Source organism: Nocardia nepalensis, from assembly GCF_048910785.1.
Taxonomy (GTDB): Bacteria; Actinomycetota; Actinomycetes; order Mycobacteriales; family Mycobacteriaceae; genus Nocardia; species Nocardia nepalensis.
The window spans coordinates 502562-527166 of sequence record NZ_JBKBET010000003.1; the positions used below are offsets into that span (position 1 = coordinate 502562).

Below are 24605 nucleotides of genomic sequence, written 5' to 3' on the forward strand. Positions count from 1 at the left end.
GATGATGGTCGGGAATGTCCGTGTGTCTTCCATCAAACACAGTCGACCAGGGCGGCGATCGTTTCACGCATGTCCGGCGCCATCGGCAGGTCGTTCAGGGCCGCGGCATCGATCCAGGCGAAGGCATCGTGTTCGCCCGGTGCCAGCGCCACCTCGCCCGGCTCCACCTCGACCACGAAGCTGTACTTGCGGACCCTGGCCTTGGTCCTGGTCGCGTAGTCGAAGCTGCCGAGGAAGTCGGTGATATCGCGCACACGCAGACCGGTCTCCTCGAAGAGCTCGCGTGCCACGCATTCGGCCAGCGTTTCGCCGGATTCGACTCCGCCTCCGGGTAATTCGTACATGCCGCCGCGGTAATCGTCCGGTACGCGGCGGACCACCAGGAGTTTGCCGTCGCGGAAAACCGCGACACCGACGACGAAATCACTGATCCCGTCGCGCTGTGCGGCCTTGCGGAGTTGTCGCTCGATGCGGGCGAGCACCTCGGGTCGCATCGCTTCGTCACCTCCGGTTCCGTTGTGGCGCATGGTGTTACGAATCCGCCGTGGGCGCGGGCGGCCGCTTCGGTGCGGTTGCGGGCTGATCAGGTCGACGATTCGACGAACCGGTTGGTACTGCTCGCCTGCCGTTCACCGACCGGCCGCTAGTGACCGCTTGCAGGTCACTGGCAAAGATCAGCTCGCGTAAAATGCCGAGTGCAGGACAATTTACTAGGAATTCGGAGTACCGCGTCGTAAGTGCTCCTACCCTGAAAGGTGATCGGTGCACGGTCCCGAGAGGAGGACCACGATGTCCACACTCACGACACCACACATCGATGTCCATCGCGGCGGCGATCGCATGAAAACGCGCGTGTCCTGGCTGGATTCGAAGCACTCCTTCTCCTTCGGGGAGCACTACGATCCCGACAACACCCATCACGGGCTGCTGCTCGTCAGCAACGAAGATATCGTTTCCCCTGGTCAGGGCTTCGAAACCCATCCGCACCGGGATATGGAGATCGTGACCTGGGTGCTCGGCGGCAGCCTGGTGCACCAGGATTCGCTCGGTCACAGCGGCGTCATCTATCCCGGCCTCGCGCAGCGGATGAGCGCGGGCACCGGGATTCTGCATTCGGAGAAGAACGACTCCTGGCGCCTGAACCCCGGCGCCGAGCACGACGAGCCGGTGCATTTCGTGCAGATGTGGGTGGTGCCCGACGAGCCGGGCCTGGAGCCGGGCTATCAGCAGCTCGAGATCGACGACGAATTGGCGGGCGGCGCTCTGGTGACCGTGGCCTCGGGTCTGCCGCGCTATCGCGACCGGACCGCGATCGCCATCGGCAGCAGCCATTCGGCGATGCACGTGGCGCGGATGGTGGGCACCGGTGATACCGAGCAGTCGGTCGACCTCCCGGACGCGCCGTACCTGCATCTGTTCGTCGCCAGGGGCGAGGTGGAGATGGAGGGCGTCGGCCCGCTGTACGCGGGTGATGCGGTGCGATTGACCAGGTCGGGTGGGCAACGGGTGATCGCCCGCGAGCCCGCGGAGATTCTGGTCTGGGAGATGCACGCGCGGCTCGGCTCGCAGTAACTGGTTCGGCATTAACATCCCTGCTCGGGGAGTGCGATCAGTAGGCGACTGCAGCGCAAGTGCACCGGCTGAGAGGAAGTCCTATGTCGCAGTATCCGCCGCCCGGTCAATATCCGCCGCCGGGTGGCTACCCACCGCCGGGGCCGTATCAGGGGCAGCCCAACTACTGGCAGGAATCGCCCAAGCGCAAGGGTCTGGCGATTACCGCGCTTGTACTCGGCATCCTCGGGTTCCTGAGTTGCTGGACGCTGATCGGCGGCTACCTGTTCGGCTTCTTCGCGCTGATCTTCGGCATTATCGCGTTCTTCAAGATCCGTTCCGGCAGCGCGGGCGGCACCGGTATGGCGATCGCCGGTTCCATCCTCGGCGCGATCGCGCTGATCGGCGCGATTGTGCTGACCATTGTCGGCTGGAGCTTCTTCGTCGACTCCGGCGGTAAGGACTATCTGGACTGCGTGCAGAAGGCGGGTGACGATCAGACCAAGCTCAACGAGTGCCGAGACAAGTGGCAGCACAGCATCGAGCAGAGCTACAGCGTGACGCTCACTCCACATCCGACCCGTTGATGTGCCTGACCATCGAGCGCTCGAATTCGTGCCCAGCACTGGCGGCACACGACTTGGTCGCGGCGATGACATCGCCGAGTTCGGGGCGGTAGTCACCCTCGGGTGGCGCGATCCAGATCCGGAGGCCGCTCTGCTCGTCGGTCGGCGACGGCAGCACGATCCGGCTGCCGGGTAACGCCACCGAGGCGCAGACCCGGAACAACTCCGGGAACAGCGTCATATCCAGATACGAGTTGTCCGTCGGACCGGTCAGGAAGGACCAGCGTTGTGAGCGCGGGTGCGCGATGATCGGTCCGGTGCGACCATGGGTGGCCAGCAATTGGGCGCGCACCCGCTTACCTAGTGCGGCTGGCATGACGACCGCGCCGACCGCGCCGATCTCCAACAGGATGCGTCCGAGTGCGGGATCGACTACCCCGTAGAGTCCGTTGTCCTTGCGGTAGCGACGACAGCGGGCCAAGGCGTCCTGGGCCGCCGCGAAGTCCTGGGCTGCCAAGTAGCTACCAGGTTCCATCCGCGACGTATTCATGACGAACCTCGCCTCGAGTCTGAGTGGATCGACGTGAAAAGCAAAGAATGTCGTTGAAATCGACACTAGACCGGAACAACTCGGTTGACAATAGTCACACGCAGGATAAATCTTCGGCGTAGCATCGCCAGCCATGGCACCCGTTTCCCCCACTGTCGCTCGTTGGGAACTGGTGCTGCGCCTGCGCGAATTGCGCGAACAGCGCGGCTTCGATTCGGCAACCTTCGCCAAGCGCGTCGGTTTCACCCCGGCCAATTGGTCGCACGTCGAGAAGGGGCGACGGGTGCTCACCACCAACACCATCGGCCCGGTGCTCGAACTATTGGAGGTCGATCCCGAGGAGCGCGGGGAATTGCTGACGCTGCTCGAGGCGAGTAAGCAGCGCGGCTGGTGGGCCAAATCGTCGGCCCTGATCGGGCCGGAACTGCAGCGGCTGTACGGCATGGAGTTCGGCGCACAGAGTATTCGCAGCTACGACAGTCTGGTGTTTCCCGGTCTGCTGCAGAGCGAGGATTACGCTCGCGCGCTCATCAGCGCGGATGTGATGATCCGCCCGGTCCAAGTCGAGCAACTGGTGGCCATCCGGATGCGGCGCCAGGAACGCCTGCGCGGTAAGGGACCGGTCGAGCTGACCGCCGTGATCGGCGAGGGCACGCTGCTGCAGCAGACCGGCGGTCCGGAGGTGCTGCGCGGACAATTGGAGTATCTGGCGAAGCTGATCGAGCAACTCGACAATATCGAGGTGCGGGTCATCCCGTTCGCCGCGCGGGCGGGCGCGGTGCTCGGCGGTTCCAGCTTCCATCTGATCGACTTCGCCGGCGAACAGCTGCCGACCTTCGCCTGGGCCGAGAGCGCGGTCTTCGGCGGGGCGGTCGACGATCCGGAGCAGATTCGCGATTTGAGCTTCGCATACGTTCACGCTCTGGAACACTCGTTGAATCGTGACGAGTCATTGGCCCTGATCAGCCGCTATGCACGAGTGTAAAATCCTGCCCATGGCCACCACCGCTACCCCCCGGTCGGTTTTCACTGACTGGTTCACGTCGAGTCGATCGAACAACGGCAATCAATGCGTCGAGGTCCGGTTCGATGGTGACGCGGTGCTCATCCGTGACAGCAAATACCGCCGCAACCCGGCCAACCGCCCCGCCGAAGAGCCCATTATCACCGTCACCGCGAGCCTTTGGACCTCGTTCATCAACCTCCTCAACAGCGGGCGATCGCACAACGAGCTGATCGCGCACACTCACGCCGACGGTAGCGCCACCCTGCGCCACGTCGATATCACTCTCACCTACACCCCCGAAGAGTGGGATGCCTTCGTCGCCGGAGCGCGCGACGGCGAATTCGACCGCATCATCCTGCCCGCCTGACCGTTCCTCCCCGGCCGTCCCCGCGGCCGGGGCAGCCTCGGCGACGGCGGTATCAGCGTCACCTCTGCATACTGGAGATCGTGACTTCCGACCTGAGCAGTCCTTCCGGTATCGACCTGTCCAACCTCGACCCGGCCGTACGCGTTCAAGACGACCTGTTCGCGCACGTCAACGGCGCTTGGCTGGATACCTACGAGATACCCGCGGACCGCGCGGTCGACGGCGCCTTCCGGACGCTGTACGACCAGGCTGAGCTGGATGTGCAGGCGATCATCCAGAACGCGGCGGCCTCGTCGGCCGAGCACGGCAGCGACGCGCGCAAGATCGGTGATCTGTATTCGAGCTTCATGGATACCGACGCGGTCGCCTCGCTCGGACTGGCGCCGATCGCGGGTGAACTCACCGAGATCCGCGAGGTCGCCGACCGCAGTGCCCTGGCCGCGCTGCTCGGCAGGCTGCAGCGCACCGGCATCGGCGGCGCGCTCGGCGTCTACGTCGACACCGACGATAAGAACTCCAACCGGTATCTCGCGCACGCCACCCAGTCCGGGATCGGGCTGCCCGACGAGTCCTATTACCGGCAGGACGAATTCGCCGAGATCCGGGCCGAGTACATCGCGCATATCGGGCGCATCTTCGCCCTGGCAGCCGCCGAACCGCAGATCGCCGCGCTGCTGCCCGCCGATCTGGCGACGGTCGGGCAGCGGGTGTTCGAGTTGGAGCGCAAACTCGCGGCCGGGCACTGGGATGTGGTGAAGCGTCGCGATGCCGAATTGAGCTACAACCTCACCACCTTCGACGCGCTGGTTGCCGAGAATCCGGAATTCGATTGGCATGCGTGGACCTCCGCGCTTGCCGAGGGTGTTTCGAAGTCCGGTTCCGAACTGTTCGCCGAAGTGGTTGTGCGGCAGCCGGATTACGTGCGCACCTTCGCCCGCACCTGGGCCGCCGAATCGCTCGCCGACTGGCAGGCCTGGGCGATGTGGCGGCTGTTGCGTTCGCGCGCGGCCTATCTCACCGATCCGATCGTCGAGGAGAACTTCGACTTCTACGGCCGCACCCTCACCGGGGCGCAGGAGAACCGGGAACGCTGGAAGCGCGGTGTTTCGCTGGTGCAGGATCTGCTCGGCGAGGCCGTCGGGAAACTGTATGTGGCCGAACACTTCCCGCCGGAGGCCAAGGCGCGGATGGTCGAGCTGGTGGCGAATCTGCAGGAGGCCTACCGTCGCAATATCGCGGACCTGGATTGGATGGGTCCGGATACCAGGGCGGCCGCGCTGGCCAAACTGGAGAAGTTCACCCCCAAGATCGGCTATCCGGACAAGTGGCGCGACTACTCCGCCATCGTCATCGTACCGGGCGATCTGGTCGGCAACTTTCGCCGCGGCTATGCCGCCGAACACGACCGTGATCTGAACAAGCTGGGCGGCCCGGTCGACCGCGGCGAATGGTTCATGACCCCGCAGATGGTCAACGCCTACTACAACCCGGGCATGAACGAAATCGTCTTCCCCGCGGCCATTCTGCAGCCGCCGTTCTTCGATATGCACGCCGACGACGCCGCCAACTACGGTGGCATCGGCGCGGTGATCGGCCACGAAATCGGCCACGGCTTCGACGATCAGGGCGCCAAATACGACGGCGACGGCAATATGGTCGACTGGTGGACCAATGCCGACCGCGCCGAATTCGGCAAGCGCACAAAGGCTTTGATCGACCAGTACAGCGTGCTGTCGCCCAAGGCGCTGTCCGACGACCACACCGTCAACGGTGAATTCACCATCGGCGAGAACATCGGCGACCTCGGCGGTCTGTCCATCGCCCTGGTCGCCTACCAGATCTCCCTCGGTGGCGCCGAGCCTCCGGTGATCGATGGCCTGACCGGTCTGCAGCGCGTCTTCTACGGCTGGGCCCAGGTCTGGCGCACCAAGGCCCGCAACGAGGAGGCCATTCGACGCCTGGCCACCGACCCGCACTCCCCGCCGGAATTCCGTTGCAATGCGGTGGTTCGCAATATCGACAGCTTCCACGAGGCCTTCGACGTTAAGCCCGGCGACGCGCTGTATCTGGAACCTGAGCAGCGCGTCAAGATCTGGTGAGTACGCGGCGGGCCGAGGACGCCGGGCTTCAGCGCAGGCGTTCCTCGGTTTCGCCGTCGAAGAAGAAGATCTCGTCGAGTTTGGGGCGCAGGCGCAGGCGGTCGCCGAGGGCCACCTGGAAGCGGCGGTCGACGCGGGCGACCACCTTGCCGGAGCGGCTGTTCCATTCGTCGGTGACGCCGTGGCTGTAGATGAAGGATTCCGCGCCGAGTTCTTCGAGGAGTTCGGCGGCCACGGCCAGGCTGTTGTCCGGATCGGTGGTGGTTTCCCAGGATTCCGGGCGGATGCCGACCACGACTCGGTCGCTGGTCGCGCTGCGGGGTAAGGGTATTCGCAGGTCGCCGAGTACTGCCGCGCCGTCGTGGACGGGGGCGTCGAGCAGGTTCATACCGGGTGATCCGATGAAGCCAGCGACGAAGGTGTTCACCGGATTGTCGTAGAGCTCACGGGGTTTGGCGATCTGCTGGAGTTTTCCGTCGCGCAGCACCGCGACGCGATCGCCCATGGTCATGGCCTCGACCTGGTCGTGGGTGACATAGACGGTGGTGGTGCCGAGGCGCTTCTGCAGTGCGGCGATCTGGGAGCGGGTGCTCACCCGCAGTTTGGCGTCCAGGTTGGACAGCGGCTCGTCCATGCAGAAGACCTGGGGGCGGCGCACGATGGCACGGCCCATCGCGACGCGCTGGCGTTGTCCGCCGGAGAGTTTCGCCGGTTTGCGGTCGAGCAGATGTTCGAGCTCGAGCATCTTCGCCGCTTCCTGGACGCGAACCGCGGTATCGGCCTTGTTCATTCCCGCATTGCGCAGCGCGAAGCCCATATTCTGCGCGACGGTCATATTCGGGTAGAGCGCATAGCTCTGGAACACCATCGCCACATCGCGGGCGCGCGGCGGCAGCCCGGTGACATCCTTGCCGCCGATCAGAATGCGCCCCGCCGCAACCGATTCCAACCCGGCCAGCATCCGCAGACTGGTCGATTTGCCGCAGCCCGACGGGCCGACGAGGACGATGAACTCCCCGTCGGCGATGTCGAGCTCCAGGCTGTCGACAGCAGGCGTCGGCGCACCGGGATACAGATGCGTCACCCCGTCGAAGTGCACTGTTGCCATGCTGTCGATCTCCCTCTTCGGTGCGTATTACTTGGGCAGCTTCGGCGTGATCTGCCGATCGATAATGGCCTGCAGCTGGCTCGCCACATTGGCGAAAGCCGTTGCCGGATCGGCATTCTGCAGACCGATCTGCTCCAGCCCGGTGCCGATGATCTGGTCACCGCCCGGCACGAACACCCGCGCGTAGTCCTGCGATTTGGTCACCGCGAGCTGCTCGATGGCGACCTTCGACTTCGGATTCTTCGCCAGGAAGTCGACCTCGCTCGCATCGCTCACCGCCGACTTGCGCACCGGCATGTATCCGGTGCCCTGTGAGAAGTACGCGGTATTCGCGGCATTGGTGACGAATTCGATGAACTTCAGCGCGTTCACCTTCCGCTGATCCGAGATCCGCGACGGAACCGCCAGGCCCGCGCCGCCGGTGGTGACGCCGGGGCCGTTGGGATGTGGCAGGAAGGCGGTGCCGAACTCCAGCTTGCCCTCGGCGTTCTTCTGGATGCCCTTCAGATCGCCGGTGGAGGCGATGGTGGAGGCGATGACGCCGGTGCCGAAGTCGACGGCGATCTGCGGCTTGATGCCCGCGTACTTCTTGGTGTGGATCATATCGCGCAGGAACTGGCCCGCCGCAATGGTTTTGGGGTCGGTGAATTTCAGCGTCCACTGATCGGAGTAGGCGCCGCCGAAGGTCCAGTTCGGTCCCTGGAAGGTCCAGGCCAGGTAGTTCTTGGCGTCACCCCAGCCGTGCGCGAGCTTGCCATCGCCGACCACCGACTGGATCTTCGGGCCCCACTCGTCGAATTCCTGCCAGCTCTGCGGGCCGCGATCGGGCAGACCGGCCTTCGCCCACACATCCTTGTTGTAATAGAACAGCGGCGTCGAACGTGAGTACGGCAGTGCGTAGTGCTTGCCGTTGAACACATAGTCCGCGGCCAGCGAATCGACGTAGTCGTCGAGCTGCACCCCGGCATCGGCGAAGTGCGAGTCCAGCGGTTCGATGGTGCCGTTGAGCGCGTAGTTGAACCACCAGACATCCGACAGCACAACGACATCGGGCAGCTCACCGCCGGATAGCGCCGCATTGAACTTCTGCGACACCTCCTCATAGTTCTTGCCCGCATCGACCAGATTGACCTTCAGGCCCGGATACTTCGCCTGGAACCGGTTGATCAGCTCGGTCTCGAGTTCCTTCGAGGTGCCAGGGTGATTCGACCAGAAGGTGATGGTGTTGGCGTCACCGGACTGCTTGCCGCCACCGCCGCTGCCCGCGCACGCGGTCAGTGCGGTACCCGCCGCCAGCGCACCGGCCAGGCCGATGAATCCGCGCCGCGACAGTGCCGGGAATTGTGAAGTGGACACTGGTTTCTCCTAATCGGGTATGCATCGCGTAGCGATTCCTTCGGGGGTGGTGGTCGGGCGGCGGGTGGGCTCAACCCTTGACCGCACCGGAGGTGAGGCCCTTGATCATGTGGCGCTGTAGCAGCAGGAAGACGATGAGGATCGGCAGCATGGTCAGCAGCGTCCCCGCCATCACCGGTCCCCAGTTGGTAACGCTCGGATTCTCGGTGTTCTGCAATAGGGTCAGGCCGACCGGCAGCGTGGCGACCCTGGTGTCATCGGCCATCAAGAACGGCCAGAGGTATTCGTTCCACTCGTTGACCAGCGTGACCACCGCGAAGGCCACCATCGTCGGTCCGGACATCGGCAGCACCACCCGGGTGAGCAGCCGCCACCAGTTGGCGCCGTCCATCCGGGCCGCCTCGATCACCTCCGAGGGCAGCGAGAGGAAATGGTTGCGCATCAGGAAGGTGCCGAAGGCGACCCCGCAGAGCGGAACGACGATGCCCTGGAAGGTATTTCGCCAGCCCAACTGCGCGATCAGCGCGTAGTTGGAGATCACCGTGATCTGGTTGGGCACCATGAGCGCCGCGATGATCACCAGGAATACCGCGGTCTTGCCAGGAAAACGCAGGAAAACCAGGCCGTACGCGCTGAACACACCCAGCACGAATTTCACCAGCGAGACGATCCCGGTGATGATCAGCGAATTGCGCAGGAACGTCCAGAACGGCAGTGCGGTGGTGGCCTCCTCGTAGTTCTCCGGATGCCAGCCGTGCGGCCAGTACACCGCGGGCTGGGTGTAGATATCCGGACGCGCCTTGAACGAGGTGATGAAGATCCAGAACAGCGGAACGCCGACGATGATCAGCACGCACACCATCGCGGCGTATCCGAGCAGGGTGACCGCCCGCTGCCTGCGCCGATACGAAAGCGTCTGCACGCCAGCATATTTCACTGCTCGCCCCGATCCATGATGCGCACCTGAACCAGCGTGATGACCAGCAGCACGAGGAACATGATGGTGGCGACCGTCGCGCCGTATCCGGCCCGGAAGTTGCGGAAGGACTCTTCGTAGACCTGGTAGACCATGGTCGTGGTGCCGGTACCGAGCGGCCCGCCGCGCGTCATCACATTGATGATGTCGAAGACCTGCAGCGAGTTCAGCAGCACCGTGATGGACAGGAAGAAGGTGGTCGGGCGCAGTTGCGGCAAGAGCACTTTGGTGAAGGTGGTCCAGCGGCTCGCACCGTCCATCTCGGCCGCCTCCATCAGGTCGGCGCGGGTGCCCTGCAATGCGGCCAGGTAGATCACGAAGGTGTAGCCGAGGTTCTTCCAGATATAGGTGACCGTCACCATGAACAGTGCCCAGTGCGGGTTCTGGTAGAAGTCGGGCACCTTGTCGACGCCGATGCGGTGCAGCACATCCTGGACCAGCCCGAAGCTGGGATCGAAGATGAACTGGAACGCCACGCCGATGGCGGCGCCGGAGATGACGAACGGCGCGAAGATGGTGGAACGGACCAGGTTGCGGCCGAACAGCTTACGGTCCAGCAGCAGGGCCAGGGCCAGCCCGAGCACCATGCTGCCGACCACCGCGGCCAGGGTGAAAACCACTGTGTTGGTGACGATCTGCCAGGAATCGTCGCGCCCCCACCACTCCGTGTAGTTGGCGAACCCGATGTAGGTCACGAACGTATCGGAGATATTGAAGTCGGTGAACGAGAGCCGGATATTGTCGGCCAGCGGGCGGTAGACGAACAGCGCCAGCAGCGCCAGATTCGGCCCGAGCAACACCAGGAACAGCGCATAGTCCTGCCACGGCCGATTGCGCAGGCCACGCCCGGGCGGTTGGGGCAGCACTCGTTCGGGCCTGGTTCGCACGGCCGAAGCCTTACGGCGCGCAGCAAATGATCGGTTAACGCTGAACGCCGATACGCTGAACTTCTCGCCCGCTCCCCGGACCTTTTGCCGGTCGTTGGGTGCGAGGCCATCTTCGTCGCGGGCCGGCCCTCGTGCAGGCGGCTGGATGCTGGGCGTATCCGACGAGTTACCCATGTGCTCGTCCGCATCCCCGGACCTTCTGCCGGTCGTTGGGTGCGATGAGCGTTTCCTCGCGGGCCGACGGTCGTGCCGGTGATTGGTTTCTGGGCGTACCCGACGAGTTACCCATGTTCTCCCGCAATCAGTTGTAGCGTTGCGCCACTCGGGAGATTAACGGGCAACTGGTCCGTCGTCCGGGAAATTCCGGAACACCATCAGCTGAACAAAACGAACTCAGCCCAGGCGATCGCGCCTGGGCTGAGTTGAGCTCGGGGGATGCTCGACCGGATGTTCAGTCGTTCCAGTCGCCGTAGCCGTCGCGGGCGTTCAGGGTGCCGCCCTTGGTGTTCTCGACGATGACCGGGTCGCCCTTCTTGGCGTTCTCGAAGAACCACTTGGCGTTCTCGGTGCTGACGTTCAGGCAGCCGTGGCTGGCGTTCGAAACGCCTTGCTGTGCGACCGACCACGGGGCCGCGTGCACGAAGATGCCGCTGTTGGAGATGCGGGTGGCGTACTCCACCTCGACCTTGTAGCCCTCGGGATCGGTGGTCGGCACACCGTAGGTGGACGAATCCATGGTCATCTTGCGCAGCTGCTCGCCGACGAAGTAGGTGCCGTTCGGGGTCTCGTGCTTGGTCTTGCCCATCGAGGTCGGCATCGTCATGATCTCCTCGCCGTTGCGAGTGATCGTGATGGTGTGGGTGGTGTCGTCGGCGGTGGTGATGAAGGCGTCGCCGATCCGGTAGGCGGTGCGGGTGCCGCCCGCCTCGACGGTCACATCGGTGTTGGCGGGCCAGAACTCGTTCGGCCGCCAGCGCACCTGCTTGTCGCTGAACCAGTAGAAGTGCCCGGGCGCCGGATTCGAGGAGGTGATCTTGATGGCCTGCTCGGCGGTGGCGTGGTCGGTCACCGGCTCCTTGAAGTTGATGATGATCGGCTGCGCGACGCCGACGGTCTCACCGTCGCCGGGGCTGATGTTCGGCGGTGCGAAATTGGCCTTGACGCCCGGATCGGTCGCGGGCGAGGAGGAGGAGCCCGAACCGGGCACCAGCGGATCGGCCTGTGCGGGCGCGACGGCGGTGACACCGATCGCGGCGATCGCCGCCGACAATAGGACGCCCTGCCGGAGTCGGCGGGCTAGCGCCCCCCGACGAGGAGCAGTCGACGTCCCGGTGTGCAAAGCGGCATGCATAGGTTTCTCGTTCCAATCCATCTCTCGGTTGCGCCGGTGGCGCAGCGAGATCACTCATCGGTGTGGTGTTCGCATGGCGGTTCCACGAAGACTGATATGGAATCCGCCGCAAACGCCCACGGAAAAACGGCGCGGGGAGCATGAGGCACCCCACGGGTATTGATGACGCACCCGACCCTGCCGTCCTTCCTACCGTCCAGGTGCCATCCGAGGCCAGCGGTGTTTCTGATTGATTCGTACCGACCGTCAAGTGTGTCGCGCGACACATATGCTGTTGGCGGCCACCATCTTTCGCGATAAGTGCCGGTCAGGACGGCGAATCTCGATGCGGCCGAAGATCGAATAGAGCGGGCGCGCGCAGCGGGCAGCAAACCGCTTCGTGAGATAAATCACGCATCGGTCACGACGTCGAACGGGATCGACCGGCGCGGACCCGTCGCGATGTTGTGCGGCACCGACAGCGGCGCCCGCCCCCGCGCATACCGCGACGGAAGCCGCAGCCGGACCCGGCCGAGCACGGTGGCGAGCACGATCCGCAGTTCGTAATCGGCCAGCGACGCCCCGACACACCGCCGATGTCCGCCGCCGAACGGCGCGAATTCGAACGGCCGATACTTTCGCCCGATGAAGCGCTCCGGCTGGAACAGCTCCGGGTCCGACCACACCGCGGGATCGGAGTGCAGCAGCGGCACCGCGACGCCCATCGTCTCGCCCGCCGCGAGCGCGACCCCGCGCAGCGTGAACGGCCTGGTCAGCCGGCGCAGGACGATCGGCACCGTGGGATGCAACCGCAGCGTCTCCTGGCAGACCGCATCCAAGAACGGCAGTCGGGCCAGCTCGAGCGGGGAGGCATCCGGTCCGGCCGCGCGCAGTTCGGCGCGCAGGCGCTCCAGCGCCTCGGGTGCCCGATGCAGATGGAACAGCGCCCACACCAGCGTGGTCGCGGTGGTCTCGTGCCCGGCGACGAGCAGGGTGCGCAATTGTTCGCACAGCTCGTCATCGGAGATGGAGGTGCCGTCGTCATAGCTGGTCGCCAGCAGCATGCCGAGAATGTCGGCGCCCACCGCGCGGCCGTCGGCCACCGCGCGTCGCCGCGCGATATCGGCCAGGATCAGCTCGTCCAGCCGCTCGCGCGCGGCCACGAACCGGTCCCACGGCGCATGGCCGAACATCCCGTGGCGCAGGGCGGGCACCAGCATCAGCGGGCCGGAGAAGGCGGTGAGGAATTCCGCGACGGCGGCGGTGTATTCGGCGCGCCGCGCATGGCTGTCCACCCCGAAGACCGCCTCCAGAATCACCCGCAGCGTGATCGTCCTGGCCGCCGCGCGCGAGTCGATGCGCGTGCCTGGTCGCCACGCCGGGCGGGATTCGCCTGTGCCGCCGGATATTTCGTCTATCGTCGAGTCGCGAATGAGCTCGCCGTAGGCCCGGATCCGGGACCCGTGGAACGCAGGCGCGAGCAGTGCCCGATCGCGCTGGTGCCGTTCGCCGGCGGCCAGGATGAGTGAGGCAGAGCCGACCAGCGGTTCGATCGGATTCGGCCGCGGCGGTTCGAGCAGTTCGATCGGCGCGCGAAAGATTTCGCGAGCGCCGACCGCGGTGCCGGTGAACAGCACCGCACCGAAACCGGGGAACCGGACGTAGAACGGATCGCCCTCGCGCCCCCGCCGCCACCGGAAGTACCGCTCGAAATCGATGCCCGCGGCCAGCGCGTGCGCGAGCACCATCCTGGGTGGGCGCGGCATCGAATGCGGCGCCTCCGGCGCCGTTTCGAGTGGTGCGTCCGCCTGCTCCATATCTATTGCTACGAACTCACCGGTCTTCCGGTTCGACCGCCGGTTTCGCCTTGCGCACCGTATTGCTGGCAATGACGGCCAGGCGCGCGAGCCGGGCGTCCCCGAGTGCGGTCACCGCATTGCCGAGGCGGTTGGTGATGAAGGCGATCGACATGCCGAGTTCGGGATCGGCATAGGCCCCCGAACCGCCGAGACCGTAGTGGCCGAAGGCTTCTCGCGGTTGTTGCTTGGACATCACCACCGGCCGGTGATAACCGAGGGTGAATTTCAGCGGCAGTCCGAGCACATAGTCGCGGCTGTCGGCCCGCTGCGTCTGGTTGATGAGCTCGATGGTCTCCGGTTTCAGGAACTGCACCGCCGCGATGCGGTGTCCACCGCGTTCGGCATCCAGTGCCTCGACCCGGCCCCTATTCGCAAGTGCCCCATACATTCTGGCCAACGCGCGCGCCGAGAAGACGCCGTTCCAGCCCGGCATCACCGCATCGTGCACGCGCGGATCGCGGACCAACTCGTCGAAGCTCTCCGGCATGCCCGCCTCGGCGAGTCCGCGTATCGGCCGCACCCAGGACAGCACCGATGACGCGGTATTCCAACGGATTCCGGGCGGGCTCAGATGCGGAAAGGTCTTGGCGATCCGGTAGCGCTCGGATTCCGGTACCCGGAACCAGAATTCGTCGTAGCCGAGTGGTTCGGCGATCTCGCGCCGCAGCACCTCGGTGAACGAATCACCGGTGGCCCGCTGCACGATCTCGGCCACCAGCCAGCCGAAGGTGATCGCGTGATAGCCGGAGGTGCGGATCCGCCGCGGATCGGCCGGGCTCTCGGCCAGTGCCGCGACGACGGCGTCGTAGTCGAGGATGCCCTCGCGGCCGGGGACCAGACCGCGCACCCGATGCAGTCCGGCCCGATGCGAGAGCACATCTCGCACGGTGATGTCATCCTTGCCGTGCGCGCCGAACTCGGGCCAATACGTCGCGACCGCGGCCTCGTAGTCGATCAGTCCCCGTTCGGCCAGCCGGTGTACCACGGTCGTCGCGACGCCCTTGCCGGTGGAGAAGGTGAGCGCCAGGTTGTCGCCGTTCCAGCGCCGATCCTTGGCCGCCCAGCCCGCCCAGATATCGACGACGGGCCGACCATCGAGGTAGATGGCCAGGGCGCCACCGCCGCGCGTCGGCTGGGCGAACATGCCGAAGAAGTGGTCGGCGAGCCGGACGAACCTTGGGTCAACGAGCATTTCCCGTGGCGCCGATGGCCACCGGTCCGGTGGCGGGACGGCAGAAACCATGGGTCGCACCTCCTGCTCGCTGGCGGGGCCGAACTCTCAGCCTAGCTCGGATAGTGGTGTTTGCCAGCGACCGAAGGGCGTGGTCAGGCAGGTCGCGCCGGTGGCCGAATTCCAGGCGAAGGCCGCCACGCCGAGGCACACCACCGAACTCTCGGCGGTCGCGACCTGTGCGCGCGAGCCGTCGAAGGCGACCGATACCGCGAACAGCGGTGTGGCCGCCGGTGCTTGCTGGGTCTCGGAATCCGTTGCCGCAGCGGCGATCGAGGTCTGCGCGATCGCGTCCGCGCCGTAGCCGAAGGCGATCGGAACCCCGCCGACCCCATCGCTGGCGCCGACGCCGCCCGCCGCGCCGACGCCGAGTGCGGCCGCGCCCGATGCGGCGTGCGCGTAGCCGACTCCGTCGTATCCGGCCGCCCGTGCCCGGCCGTGGGTTTCCGCCGCGGCCCGGCATCCGGTGTGCCCGTCGATCACGGTCACGTCGGTTCCGCTCTCGGCCGCGCAATGCACATCGGTTGCTGATGCCACTGACGGCAGCATCAGCGAGGTGCCGACCGCGGCGGTGGCGCAGGCGATTGCGCTGATCAGCTTCACGGACGAGCTCCTTTCACACCTGAAACCCCACCATACTCAGATCGGTTGCTGGGGGGCCGATTCCGCTGGTCGGGCGCCGCGCGGGAGTGATCGAGCCGACATCCGGGCCGGTAGTGTGCTGCTCCGGCCTGGCCGCCGTCGACTCGACGCACGCGCGGTCGGTGGTGTATGCATGGCGTGGTATCTCACGCATTGCTAGATCAACTTCGGATTCCGACGGGGGAAATGAGTTCGGAGCGTTACAGCCGGGAGGACTGTACGTGTCTCGTCAACTGATCTCGGGTCGCCTCGCGATGGCGGCCGTCGCCGCCGTCGCGGTGGTCGCCGCGCTCACGCTCGCGGGCTGCGGCAATAAAATCAGCGGCACCGCCCAGCCCGCAATAGGGAACGGGACCATCGACGCGGTCTCGTCCACCAATACTCCGAAAAGCTCATCCGCCAGGCCCACTTCGGGGCGGCCGACAACGAGCGCACGTCCGTCGTCCGGCAAGCCGACCACGACCACCTCGGCGACCAAGGGCGGCAGCACCGACTTCCAGGCCAATGTCGGTGATTGTGTGACGCTCGGCGGCACCACCGATAACGCCACCATCGCCAAGGCGTCCTGCGGCAGCCGGGCATCCAACTACAAAGTGATCGGCAAGGCCGCGAACAGTTCGCAGTGCGTCGCCGACCGCGATTCCGCCTACTTCGAAACCCTCAACGGCTCCCAGCAGGGTGCGATCTGCCTGGATATCGACTGGGTCGTCGGCGGCTGCATGGATATCGGCGGCGAGGACCCCAAGCGCATCGACTGCACCGAACGCGTCAGCCAGGGCGTGAAGGTGACCAATATCCAGCAGGGCGCCGATGACGCGAGCGTCTGCGGCAGCAGCAGCGGGTTCGAGTACCCGACCCGGCATTTCGTGGTCTGCGTCCAGAATCTCTGACCGCCACGGAATCCGGCCCGCGGAGGTTACGTTGGGTCGGTGAGTGCGCAAGAGCTACCCCGGCTGAGTTCGGCCACCGGCCGCTGGATCCTGCTGGCCACCATCCTCGGTTCGTCGGTGGCCTCACTGGATGCCACCGTCGTCAATATCGCGCTGCCGCGCATCGGTGCATCCCTCGACACCGATGTCGCGGGACTGCAGTGGACGCTCAACGGCTACACCCTGACCCTGGCCTCGTTCATCCTGCTCGGCGGTTCACTCGGCGATCATCTCGGTCGTCGCAAGGTCTTCGTCTGGGGTGTCATCGGTTTCGCGCTGGCCTCGGTGCTCTGCGGCGCCGCGGTGAATATCGAGATGCTGGTGGTCGCGCGGATCCTGCAGGGCGTGGCCGGCGCGCTGCTCACACCGGGCAGTCTGGCCCTGATCTCCTCGTCCATCGATCAGCGGGATCAGGGCGCGGCGATCGGCCTGTGGTCCGGCTTCGGCGGCGTCGCCGGCGCGCTCGGGCCGTTCCTCGGTGGCTGGTTGATCGAGTTGGCGGGCTGGCAGTCCATCTTCTTCATCAATGTGCCGCTCGCGCTGGTCGTCGTGCTCGTCACGCTGAAACGTGTGCCGGAAAGTCATGACCCGAATGCCGCGGCGCGACTGGATGTTCCGGGTGCGGTGGTGGTCGCGCTGGCTCTCGGCGCGCTGACCTTCGGTCTGATCGATGCGATGCCGCTGCTGGTCGTCGCCGGTCTGCTGCTGCTCACCGTCTTCGTGGTGATCGAAATGCGCAGCGATCATCCGCTGGTTCCGCCGTCGCTGTTCGCCTCCCGGGTGTTCACGGCGGCGAATCTGGTGACCCTCGCGGTCTATGCCGCGCTCGGCGGGGTCTTCTTCCTGCTGATCCTGCAATTGCAGCTGGTGGCGAGGTATTCGCCGCTGATGTCGGGGGTGGCCACGGTCCCGGTCACGCTGATCATGCTGGTGCTCTCCGCGCCCGCGGGCCGCTGGGCGCAGGTGCACGGTGCGCGCATTCCGATGACGGCCGGACCTTTGCTCGCGGCGGGCGGTCTGGTGTTGCTGCTGCGGATCGGACCCGACACCACCTATCTGACCGATGTCCTACCGGGCGTACTTGTCTTCGGTCTCGGCCTGTCGGTCTTGGTCGCCCCGCTTACCGGCGCCGTGCTCGGCGCGGTGCCGTCGAGTGAGGCGGGTATCGCCTCGGGGGTGAACAATGCCGTCGCCAGGACGGCCCAGTTGCTCGCCGTCGCCGCGCTGCCCGGCCTCGCCGGAATCTCCGGATCCCTCGGCGATCCGGTCGAATTCGACCGCGGCTTCGGCATCGCGATGTGGATCTGTGTCGGCCTGCTGGTGGCCGGTGCGCTGCTCGCCGCCGTGCTGCTGCGCGAGCCGCGGCACACACCGACGCTGGACAACGTCGACTGCATGCCGCAGTGCGGGGTGGCGGGTCCGGCGCTGGCCCCGCTGCATAAAACAGAATGAGCGGGTCGCCCGCTAGTGACTCTGCTTGCAGGTCACTCGAAACGGTCGGCCCCGCTCATTCGGCGTTGCACTGATTCGGCAGTCGGCTAGATCGGGTTGAAGCCCGCCCCGACGCTGCCACGGGCATTGATATCACCCATGATCGAGCTCATATTGGTGCCGACCTCGGGCCCGAAGCAGGCGATGGCGAGATAGGCGTTGACCATGCCGACCAGGGTGCTGCCGACGACGACCGGCGCGCCGGAATCGCCCTCCACCACACACATCTGCGACCAGGTCTCCATATTCGTGCCGAACAGGTCACCGTAGGCGAGGCCGCAGGTATTGCCGGTGGTGCGGCCTTCCTTGCAGACGATCATCGGGAACTGGGCCGGGCCGCCGATCCCGGTGATGGTGACATTGCCGATCCGGTTCACCGGGGTGATCTTGCCCGGATCGAACTGGATGATGGCGTAGTCCAGATCGTGGTTGGAGTAGACGAATCGGCCGATCACGCCCGCGCCGCGGTCGGCCTCGGCGTAAACCTGAGCGCCCGGGTCGCCGCAGTGCCCGGCGGTCAACCCGACCAGCCGGCCGCCGCCGTCGTAACCGACCGTCGTGACAGTGCATTCGAACTGATTATCGATAATGATTCCCGACCCACCGCCGACGACGGGCGGTCCCGGCGCGGCATCCGCGGTCCCGGACCCCGTTGCGACCAGCGCCGCACCAAGAGCTACGGCGAAGGCGGCGTTGGCCACCTTGGCGAGTTTGCTGAACATGTCCCTCCAGACGTCGGAAGCCCGCACGATATCAATCTGTCGCACCCATCGTGTCAGTATTCGGCTCCGGGCGCGTCCTGTATCCATAGTGTCCCCTTGCGGGTCGCTCGAAACGGGTCGTGGCGACTGCTCGCCGGTCGGTCGAAACGGGTCGTGCTTGCGGGGCGCTCGAAACCGGCCGTAGCGACTGCTTGCAAGTCGCTAGAAACCGGTCGGCTCCGCGGGCGGTCGATCACGTCGACGCCGGGGGCCTCATTTTTCGACATTTCATATGCAGCGTCTCATTCTTCGCAATAGCGAAGATCTATAACAGTGATGTTCAGAAAGTACGCGATAGCGTTTCAGTTCTGCGTCGGACGCGATCGCGTAAGCCATTCCAATCGCCACAGATTTTGCATGAATATTATCCGCGCAATTAGCCGAACATGCCATATGCGGGGAAGATAGGGCCTGGTGGAACTGTAACTTGTTCTAGAAGTATCACCGTTAACTTTGGGACCCGTCCCAAGCCCCGTGCCACTGGTCATAGCGTTTCTCCAACACGGGCTCCAATCTATGACTGCAATCACACGTCGATGATGTGTTCTGCACTACTCCGTAGTAAGGTGCGTCAAGCAAACAAGTCGTCGGGGTTTGTTACCGGCGTCGAGAGGGGTTAGCCAGTGCAGTCGACCAAGAGTCCACCAGCGCGATCACGGATGAGTGACGCGGTCGATTGGACGAAGGCCTACTGGGAAGACCATCCGAAGCGCTCTTTGGAGACCTTCGGTCGGCAGATCACGATGGGATTCGCGGCAGTCGCGGAGTTGTTCATCGCGATATTCCGGCGTCGCTTTCCCTACCGTGAGTTCATCCGTCAGTGCGCCTTCATGTCCAACGTGGCCGCGGCGCCGACGCTGCTGGTCGCCATCCCGATCGGCGTGATCGTCTCCATCCAGGTCGGCGCGGTCGCCAGCCAGGTCGGTGCGACCTCGTTCATCGGCGCGGCGAACGGACTCGGCATCATCCAGCAGGGCGCACCGCTGGTCACCTCGCTGATGATCGCGGGCGCGGTCGGTTCGGCCATCACCGCCGATCTCGGTTCGCGCACCATCCGCGAGGAGATCGACGCGATGCGGGTGATGGGTGTGGATCCGCTGCGCCGCTTGGTCGCGCCTCGGCTCGGCGCGGCCATGCTGGTCAGTGTCCTGCTCTGTGGCTTCGTCGTATTCGTCGGATTTTTGACTGGCTACATTTTCAACATTTTCGCGCAGAACGGCACGCCCGGTTCCTATATCGGCACCTTCTCCTCGTTCGCCGTTACCATCGATCTTCTTGTCGCACTGGTGAAATCGTTGATCTTCGGGTTGCTCGCGGCGATCATCGCCTGCGATACCGGGCTCAATACCCGCGGTGGTCCCGGTGGTGTCGCCAACTCGGTGAACTCGGCGGTGGTCAGTTCCGCCATCATGTTGTTCGGCGTGAACTTGATCATCACCCAGATCTACAACGTTCTCCTCCCCCCACAGGTGGTCTGAGCCGGTGTCAACAACCTATGTACCGCCGCTGCTGCGGCCACTTCGGCAAATAAAGAAGTCCGCGCAGGCCCCGGTGGATTTGGTGGCGCGCCTGGGCCACCAGGTGTTCTTCTTCCTGCGGTCGGTGGGCTCGATCCCGTTGGCGCTGCGGCACTATCCGAAGGAAGTCTGGCGGCTGCTCTCGGATGTCACCTGGGGCAACGGAAGTCTGGTCGTCGGTGGCGGCACCATCGGCGTCATCCTGATCCTCAGCGCATTCGGCGGAATGACGGTCGGCATCCAGGGCTATACCTCACTGAATCTGCTCGGCCTCAGCCCGATCACCGGCGCCATCTCGGCATTCGCGACCACCAGGGAATTGGGGCCGCTGCTCGCGGCGCTGGCCTTCGCGGCGCAGGCCGGATGTCGATTCACCGCCCAGCTCGGTGCGATGCGGATCTCCGAGGAGATCGACGCGCTCGAGTCGATCGCGATCCGGCCGCTGCCCTATCTGGTGAGCACCCGGATGTTCGCGGCGATGATCGCCATCGTTCCGCTCTACTGCCTCGGCCTCGCCATGGCCTACATCTCGTGCTCGCTCACGGTGCAGCTGATCGGTAATACCTCCAGCGGCACCTACGCGCACTACTTCTATCAGTTCCTGGTACCTGTCGATGTGCTCACCTCGCTGCTCAAGGCGATGGTGTTCGTCGCGATCACCACGTTCATCCAGTGCTACTACGGGTTCTTCGCCTCGGGCGGTCCGGAGGGTGTGGGTGTCGCGGCCGGTCGGGCCATCAAGATGTGCATCATTATCGTGGTATTCGCGGACCTGTTCATGACATTGGCGATCTGGGGCGTCAATCCCGGCATCCGGATCTCGGGGTAGGACGAGATGATCATCGATCCCAGTGGGCGTGGTCCCACCATGCGACAGTTGTTGATCGCGGGCGTATGCGGACTCGTCGTCTTCGCGCTGATCCTCGGCTTCCTGATGGCCAGGTACGAAGGCTATTTCGTGCCCAAGGTGCATGTGGTCGCCAATCTGAAATCCACCGGTGACGGGCTGCCGAGCGAGGCGGACGTGAAGTTCCGCGGCGTGCTGGTCGGCGCGGTCAAGGAGGTCGACGTCGTCGCCAAGGGCGAGTCGCAAGAGGTGAAGATCGACCTGAAGCCCGAGTTCGCCGGCGGCATTCCGTCGAACGTGACCGCGCGGGTGGTGCCGAGCAACCTGTTCGCCGTCACCTCGGTGGAATTGGTCCCCCCCACCGATCCGGTGGACAAGTACCTGCACGAGGGTTCGGTCATCGAAGAGGACCGCAGCCAGGGCACCATCGCACTGCAGGACACCCTCACCAAGGTCCGCAGCGTCCTCACCAAACTCGACCCGGTGCAGTTCGGCCGGGTGCTGGGTACGCTCTCCCAGGCGCTGGACGGCAGCGGTCGGATGCCGGGCTCCACCATCGAGCGGCTGGACAAGTGGCTCACCTCGGTGGACGAGTCCATCCCGAATCTCGGTGTGCTGCTCGATGATTTCTCGGCCTCGGCGCACGCGCTCAACCAGTCCGCGCCCGAACTGCTCGACGTGCTCGGCAGTTCGGTGAAGACCGCGCAGACCATCGCCGATCACCGTTCCGCGCTGGTCGCGTTGATCACCGGCACGGCAGGCACGGTGGATACGGTCAACGGCCTGTTCGCCCGCAACGGCGATGTCGGCAAGCAGGTGACCGCGGGCACCAGCGATATGTTCGGCGCGATCGCCGCGGACGCGAATTCGATTCCGGACACCATTGCCTCGCTGAACAACTCGCTGCGCAAGCTGGGCCAGACCTTCCACTGGGGTCCGCAGCGGCAGATGGTCTGGAACGCGGGTATCACCCTCACCCCGTACCGGCCATACGAACAGGCGGACTGCCCGCGCTACGGCAACCTGGCCGGCCCGAGCTGCGCCACCGCACCGGCGGTCTCCGATCCCGGCTATCTGCCGGACTCGATGAAGCCGCGTTCGCTGGAAACGGCGCAGGGTTTGGCGAAACTGCCGCTGCCCGCGGGTTTCCCGGAGATCCCGGGTCTGACCTCGCCGGGTGATCCGCTCGCGTCGACGTCGAGCGAGCCGAAGCCGGCGAGCCCGTTCGCCGGTACCCCGCTGGAGGGTCTGTTCCCGAATCTGGCGCCGCCCGCGCCGGGTGCCCAGCCCTCCGCCGGACAGCCCGCGGCTCCGGCCGCACCCGTGCGACCGGCGAGTGCGCCCGCATCCGCCGCTCCGATTTCGTACGAAGGAGATGCCGCTATCGTGGCGCTGCTCGGTCGTCGGCCGACAGCGGCCGAATATCTGCTGCTCAGTTCGGCGATGCGCGGGGGCACCCTGCAGGTCGGCGAAAGTGGTACCGCCAAATGAGCATTCGTAAACCGCTGATCGGCTTCGGTCTCTTCGCGATCGTCTCGATCCTGGTCACCGTCGTCGTCTGGAATACGCTGGCGCGAGTGGTCGAGGGTGATACCAACACCTACACCGCGACCTTCAGCGATGTGCTCGGCCTGCGCGAGGGCGATGACGTCCGGATGGCGGGTGTGCGGGTCGGCAAGGTCGAGAAGATCGAGCTCAGCCGCGATCCCAAGGACAAGAAGAAGTCCGTCGCCAACGTGACGTTCATCGTGCAGCGCAACCAGACGGTGTACGACGACACCAAGGCGCTGGTGCGCTACCAGAACCTGATCGGTCAGCGCTATGTCGCGCTGGCGCCGGGCAAGGCGGCGAGCCCGGCGGCGTTGAAGAACAAGGCCACCATTCCGCTGGAGCGCACCGAACCGTCGTTCGATGTGTCCGGACTGCTCAACGGATTCCAGCCGCTGTTCCAGGTGTTGCAGCCCGAGCAGGTGAACCGGCTCTCGGAGACCTTCATCCAGGCATTGCAGGGTGACCAGGTTTCGTTGAGCGCGTTCATCACTCAAGCCGCCACCCTGGCCACGGATTTCCAGCGCCGAGACGCGATTCTCAGCGATGTGATCACCAACCTCAGCGGCGTCATGTCCGGGTTGGCCAAGCGAGGTGATGAATTGGAGACCCTGGTTACCCAGACCCGGGCACTGATCGGCGGCCTGTACGACCAGGGGCAGTCGCTGCAATCGTCCACGGTGCAGATCGCGGATGCGACCAGCTCCCTGGTCGACATGATGGCCAAGATCAAGCCGAAGCTGGCGACCGCACAGGATTCCACCAGCGCCGCGCTGACGCTGCTGATCGCCAACGGCGCCAAGCTCGACCAGGCCGCGATCGACCTGCCCGCGGTGCTGGCCGACCTGGGCAAGTTCAGCCAGGACGGCGCCTACGCCAACGCGTATGTGTGCAAGCTGGACATCTCGCTGTACGGCATCCTGCTCCCCCGGGGCCTGCTCCCCATGATCGGCGGCAACGGACAGTCGGCGGTGTGCCGCCCATGATGACCAAGATCAAGGACAGGTTCAACAGCAATCGGTACTTCTGGCTGGGCGTGATCGGTGGCGTCCTCGTCATCGCGCTGCTGATCGGCTCCAGCGTCTACAAGCTGATCGGCGTCGGCGAGAAGACGGTCAAGGCCGAGTTCGTGCAGACCGCCGGGGTCAAGGTCGGTGACAAGGTCAATGTGGCCGGTGTCCCGAGTGGCCATGTCGCCGGTGCGAAGCTGGAGAACGGGCATATCCTGCTCACCCTCAGCGTGAACGACGACGTCAAGCTCGGGCCCGATGCCAGGGCCTCGATCAAGATGGCGACGCTGCTCGGCGCGCGCTACGTCGATCTGGACCCGGGTGACGGATCGGGGCTGAAGAACGGCCGAATTCCGTTGTCCAACACCTCGGTTCCGTACAACCTGGCCGATGTGGTCGAGTACGGCACGCCGAAGTTCGAGGCGCTCGACACCAAACAGCTGGCCGCCTCGCTCGACCTGATCAACAAGCAGATGGGCGATTCGCCCGCGCTGACGGCGCAGGCGCTCGACAGTGTCGGCGCGCTGGCGAAGGTGATGGATTCACGCAAGGCAGAGGTCGACAGCCTGCTCAAGGATCTCGACCGGGTCACCAGGATCCTCGGCGACAATCGCAATAGCGTGCTGCTGGTGATCACCCAGGGCGAGGCCATCGCCAACCGGGTGATGGAGCGCCAGACCCTGCTGCGCCAGCTGCTCGACAATGTGTCGACGCTGAGCCGCCAGCTGCAGGAGATCGGCGCGGCCAACAACAACCAGCTCGGCCCGACGATCGCGCAGTTGAACACCATGGCCGAGGGCCTGCAGAAGAATAAGGACAACCTCGACCGGCTGCTGCAGATCATGCCGGTGTCGGTGCGCACCTTCAACAATGTGTTCGGCAATGGACCGTACGGTGAGGTCGGCCTGCCGTGGGGCTTCCCCGACAACTGGCTGTGCTTCGCCCACTTGGTCGAGGGGTGCCAGGGATGAGAC

General features: G+C 65.1%; 23 protein-coding genes. 12 read left to right on the forward strand and 11 right to left on the reverse strand.

The window, feature by feature from the left end; genetic code table 11:
* Positions 1–32 precede the first annotated feature (32 nt).
* Positions 33–494: an NUDIX hydrolase gene (locus tag ACHQ4I_RS02830; RefSeq protein WP_420770046.1), complete on the reverse strand. Its 462-nt coding sequence runs from the start codon at positions 492–494 to the stop codon at positions 33–35.
* A 295-nt stretch (positions 495–789) separates the two neighbouring features.
* On the opposite strand from ACHQ4I_RS02830, the gene ACHQ4I_RS02835 reads away from it, so the two are divergent.
* Both ACHQ4I_RS02835 and ACHQ4I_RS02840 read left to right on the forward strand, forming a co-directional pair.
* A complete protein-coding gene (locus tag ACHQ4I_RS02835) occupies positions 790–1572 on the forward strand; it encodes a pirin family protein (protein WP_420770047.1) in 783 nt (260 codons plus the stop codon).
* Between the two features lie 83 nt (positions 1573–1655).
* Positions 1656–2138 carry a DUF4190 domain-containing protein gene (locus ACHQ4I_RS02840; protein ID WP_420770048.1) on the forward strand — a complete coding sequence of 161 codons (483 nt, stop codon included), beginning with the start codon at positions 1656–1658 and terminating at the stop codon, positions 2136–2138.
* Here ACHQ4I_RS02840 and ACHQ4I_RS02845 read toward each other — a convergent pair.
* Positions 2116–2667, reverse strand: coding sequence for a hypothetical protein (locus ACHQ4I_RS02845; RefSeq protein ID WP_420770049.1), 552 nt, complete (start codon positions 2665–2667; stop codon positions 2116–2118). The two genes, ACHQ4I_RS02840 and ACHQ4I_RS02845, sit on opposite strands and share 23 nt — an antisense overlap.
* Before the next feature lie 133 nt (positions 2668–2800).
* Between ACHQ4I_RS02845 and ACHQ4I_RS02850 the strand changes: the two genes are divergently transcribed.
* The 3 genes from ACHQ4I_RS02850 to ACHQ4I_RS02860 all read left to right on the forward strand — a co-directional run bounded on the left by ACHQ4I_RS02850 (position 2801) and on the right by ACHQ4I_RS02860 (position 6139).
* Positions 2801–3652 carry a Scr1 family TA system antitoxin-like transcriptional regulator gene (locus ACHQ4I_RS02850; protein WP_420770050.1) on the forward strand — a complete coding sequence of 284 codons (852 nt, stop codon included), beginning with the start codon at positions 2801–2803 and terminating at the stop codon, positions 3650–3652.
* A 10-nt stretch (positions 3653–3662) separates the two neighbouring features.
* Complete coding sequence (locus ACHQ4I_RS02855) at positions 3663–4040, forward strand: DUF397 domain-containing protein (RefSeq protein WP_420770051.1); 378 nt, start codon at positions 3663–3665, stop codon at positions 4038–4040.
* Between the two features lie 71 nt (positions 4041–4111).
* Complete coding sequence (locus tag ACHQ4I_RS02860) at positions 4112–6139, forward strand: M13 family metallopeptidase (protein ID WP_420770182.1); 2028 nt, start codon at positions 4112–4114, stop codon at positions 6137–6139.
* 28 nt (positions 6140–6167) lie between these two features.
* Here the strand turns inward: ACHQ4I_RS02860 and ACHQ4I_RS02865 are convergent, their stop codons facing one another.
* From ACHQ4I_RS02865 to ACHQ4I_RS02900, 8 genes are all read right to left on the reverse strand, one after another.
* Positions 6168–7247 (reverse strand): ABC transporter ATP-binding protein, encoded by a 1080-nt coding sequence (locus ACHQ4I_RS02865; RefSeq protein ID WP_420770052.1) that lies wholly within the window; start codon positions 7245–7247, stop codon positions 6168–6170.
* Between the two features lie 27 nt (positions 7248–7274).
* Positions 7275–8603, reverse strand: a complete 1329-nt coding sequence (locus ACHQ4I_RS02870) for an ABC transporter substrate-binding protein (RefSeq protein ID WP_420770053.1) — start codon at positions 8601–8603, stop codon at positions 7275–7277.
* Positions 8604–8673: 70 nt separating this feature from the next.
* Positions 8674–9465: a carbohydrate ABC transporter permease gene (locus ACHQ4I_RS02875; protein ID WP_420770183.1), complete on the reverse strand. Its 792-nt coding sequence runs from the start codon at positions 9463–9465 to the stop codon at positions 8674–8676.
* Positions 9466–9536: 71 nt separating this feature from the next.
* Positions 9537–10466: a carbohydrate ABC transporter permease gene (locus tag ACHQ4I_RS02880; RefSeq protein ID WP_420770054.1), complete on the reverse strand. Its 930-nt coding sequence runs from the start codon at positions 10464–10466 to the stop codon at positions 9537–9539.
* A 451-nt stretch (positions 10467–10917) separates the two neighbouring features.
* Positions 10918–11817: a L,D-transpeptidase gene (locus ACHQ4I_RS02885; protein ID WP_420770055.1), complete on the reverse strand. Its 900-nt coding sequence runs from the start codon at positions 11815–11817 to the stop codon at positions 10918–10920.
* Between the two features lie 389 nt (positions 11818–12206).
* Positions 12207–13613, reverse strand: a complete 1407-nt coding sequence (locus ACHQ4I_RS02890) for a cytochrome P450 (RefSeq protein ID WP_420770056.1) — start codon at positions 13611–13613, stop codon at positions 12207–12209.
* 16 nt (positions 13614–13629) lie between these two features.
* Positions 13630–14898 (reverse strand): serine hydrolase domain-containing protein, encoded by a 1269-nt coding sequence (locus ACHQ4I_RS02895; RefSeq protein ID WP_420770057.1) that lies wholly within the window; start codon positions 14896–14898, stop codon positions 13630–13632.
* 36 nt (positions 14899–14934) lie between these two features.
* On the reverse strand, positions 14935–15489 hold the full coding sequence (locus ACHQ4I_RS02900) for a DUF6764 family protein (protein ID WP_420770058.1): 555 nt from the start codon (positions 15487–15489) through the stop codon (positions 14935–14937).
* Positions 15490–15749: 260 nt separating this feature from the next.
* On the opposite strand from ACHQ4I_RS02900, the gene lppU reads away from it, so the two are divergent.
* Together lppU and ACHQ4I_RS02910 are read left to right on the forward strand one after the other, a co-directional pair.
* A complete protein-coding gene (gene lppU / locus ACHQ4I_RS02905; RefSeq protein WP_420770059.1) occupies positions 15750–16418 on the forward strand; it encodes an LppU family putative lipoprotein in 669 nt (222 codons plus the stop codon).
* Positions 16419–16457: 39 nt separating this feature from the next.
* The gene (locus ACHQ4I_RS02910) at positions 16458–17909 is read left to right on the forward strand and encodes an MFS transporter (protein WP_420770060.1); all 1452 of its coding nucleotides are present in this window, start codon (positions 16458–16460) and stop codon (positions 17907–17909) included.
* Between the two features lie 86 nt (positions 17910–17995).
* Here ACHQ4I_RS02910 and ACHQ4I_RS02915 read toward each other — a convergent pair whose 3' ends face one another.
* Entirely contained in the window at positions 17996–18670 is a 675-nt protein-coding gene (locus ACHQ4I_RS02915) for a chymotrypsin family serine protease (protein WP_420770061.1), read from the reverse strand.
* Between the two features lie 698 nt (positions 18671–19368).
* On the opposite strand from ACHQ4I_RS02915, the gene ACHQ4I_RS02920 reads away from it, so the two are divergent.
* Genes ACHQ4I_RS02920 through ACHQ4I_RS02940 form a run of 5 tightly spaced genes read left to right on the forward strand, consistent with a single transcriptional unit; the run spans position 19369 to position 24602 of the window.
* On the forward strand, positions 19369–20187 hold the full coding sequence (locus tag ACHQ4I_RS02920; protein WP_420770062.1) for an MlaE family ABC transporter permease: 819 nt from the start codon (positions 19369–19371) through the stop codon (positions 20185–20187).
* 4 nt (positions 20188–20191) lie between these two features.
* Complete coding sequence (locus ACHQ4I_RS02925) at positions 20192–21055, forward strand: ABC transporter permease (RefSeq protein ID WP_420770063.1); 864 nt, start codon at positions 20192–20194, stop codon at positions 21053–21055.
* 6 nt (positions 21056–21061) lie between these two features.
* Positions 21062–22564 (forward strand): MCE family protein, encoded by a 1503-nt coding sequence (locus tag ACHQ4I_RS02930; protein ID WP_420770064.1) that lies wholly within the window; start codon positions 21062–21064, stop codon positions 22562–22564.
* Positions 22561–23607, forward strand: a complete 1047-nt coding sequence (locus tag ACHQ4I_RS02935) for an MCE family protein (RefSeq protein ID WP_420770065.1) — start codon at positions 22561–22563, stop codon at positions 23605–23607. The genes ACHQ4I_RS02930 and ACHQ4I_RS02935 overlap by 4 nt, the downstream gene beginning before the upstream one ends.
* Entirely contained in the window at positions 23607–24602 is a 996-nt protein-coding gene (locus ACHQ4I_RS02940) for an MCE family protein (RefSeq protein WP_420770184.1), read from the forward strand. The genes ACHQ4I_RS02935 and ACHQ4I_RS02940 overlap by 1 nt, the downstream gene beginning before the upstream one ends.
* Positions 24603–24605 lie beyond the last annotated feature (3 nt).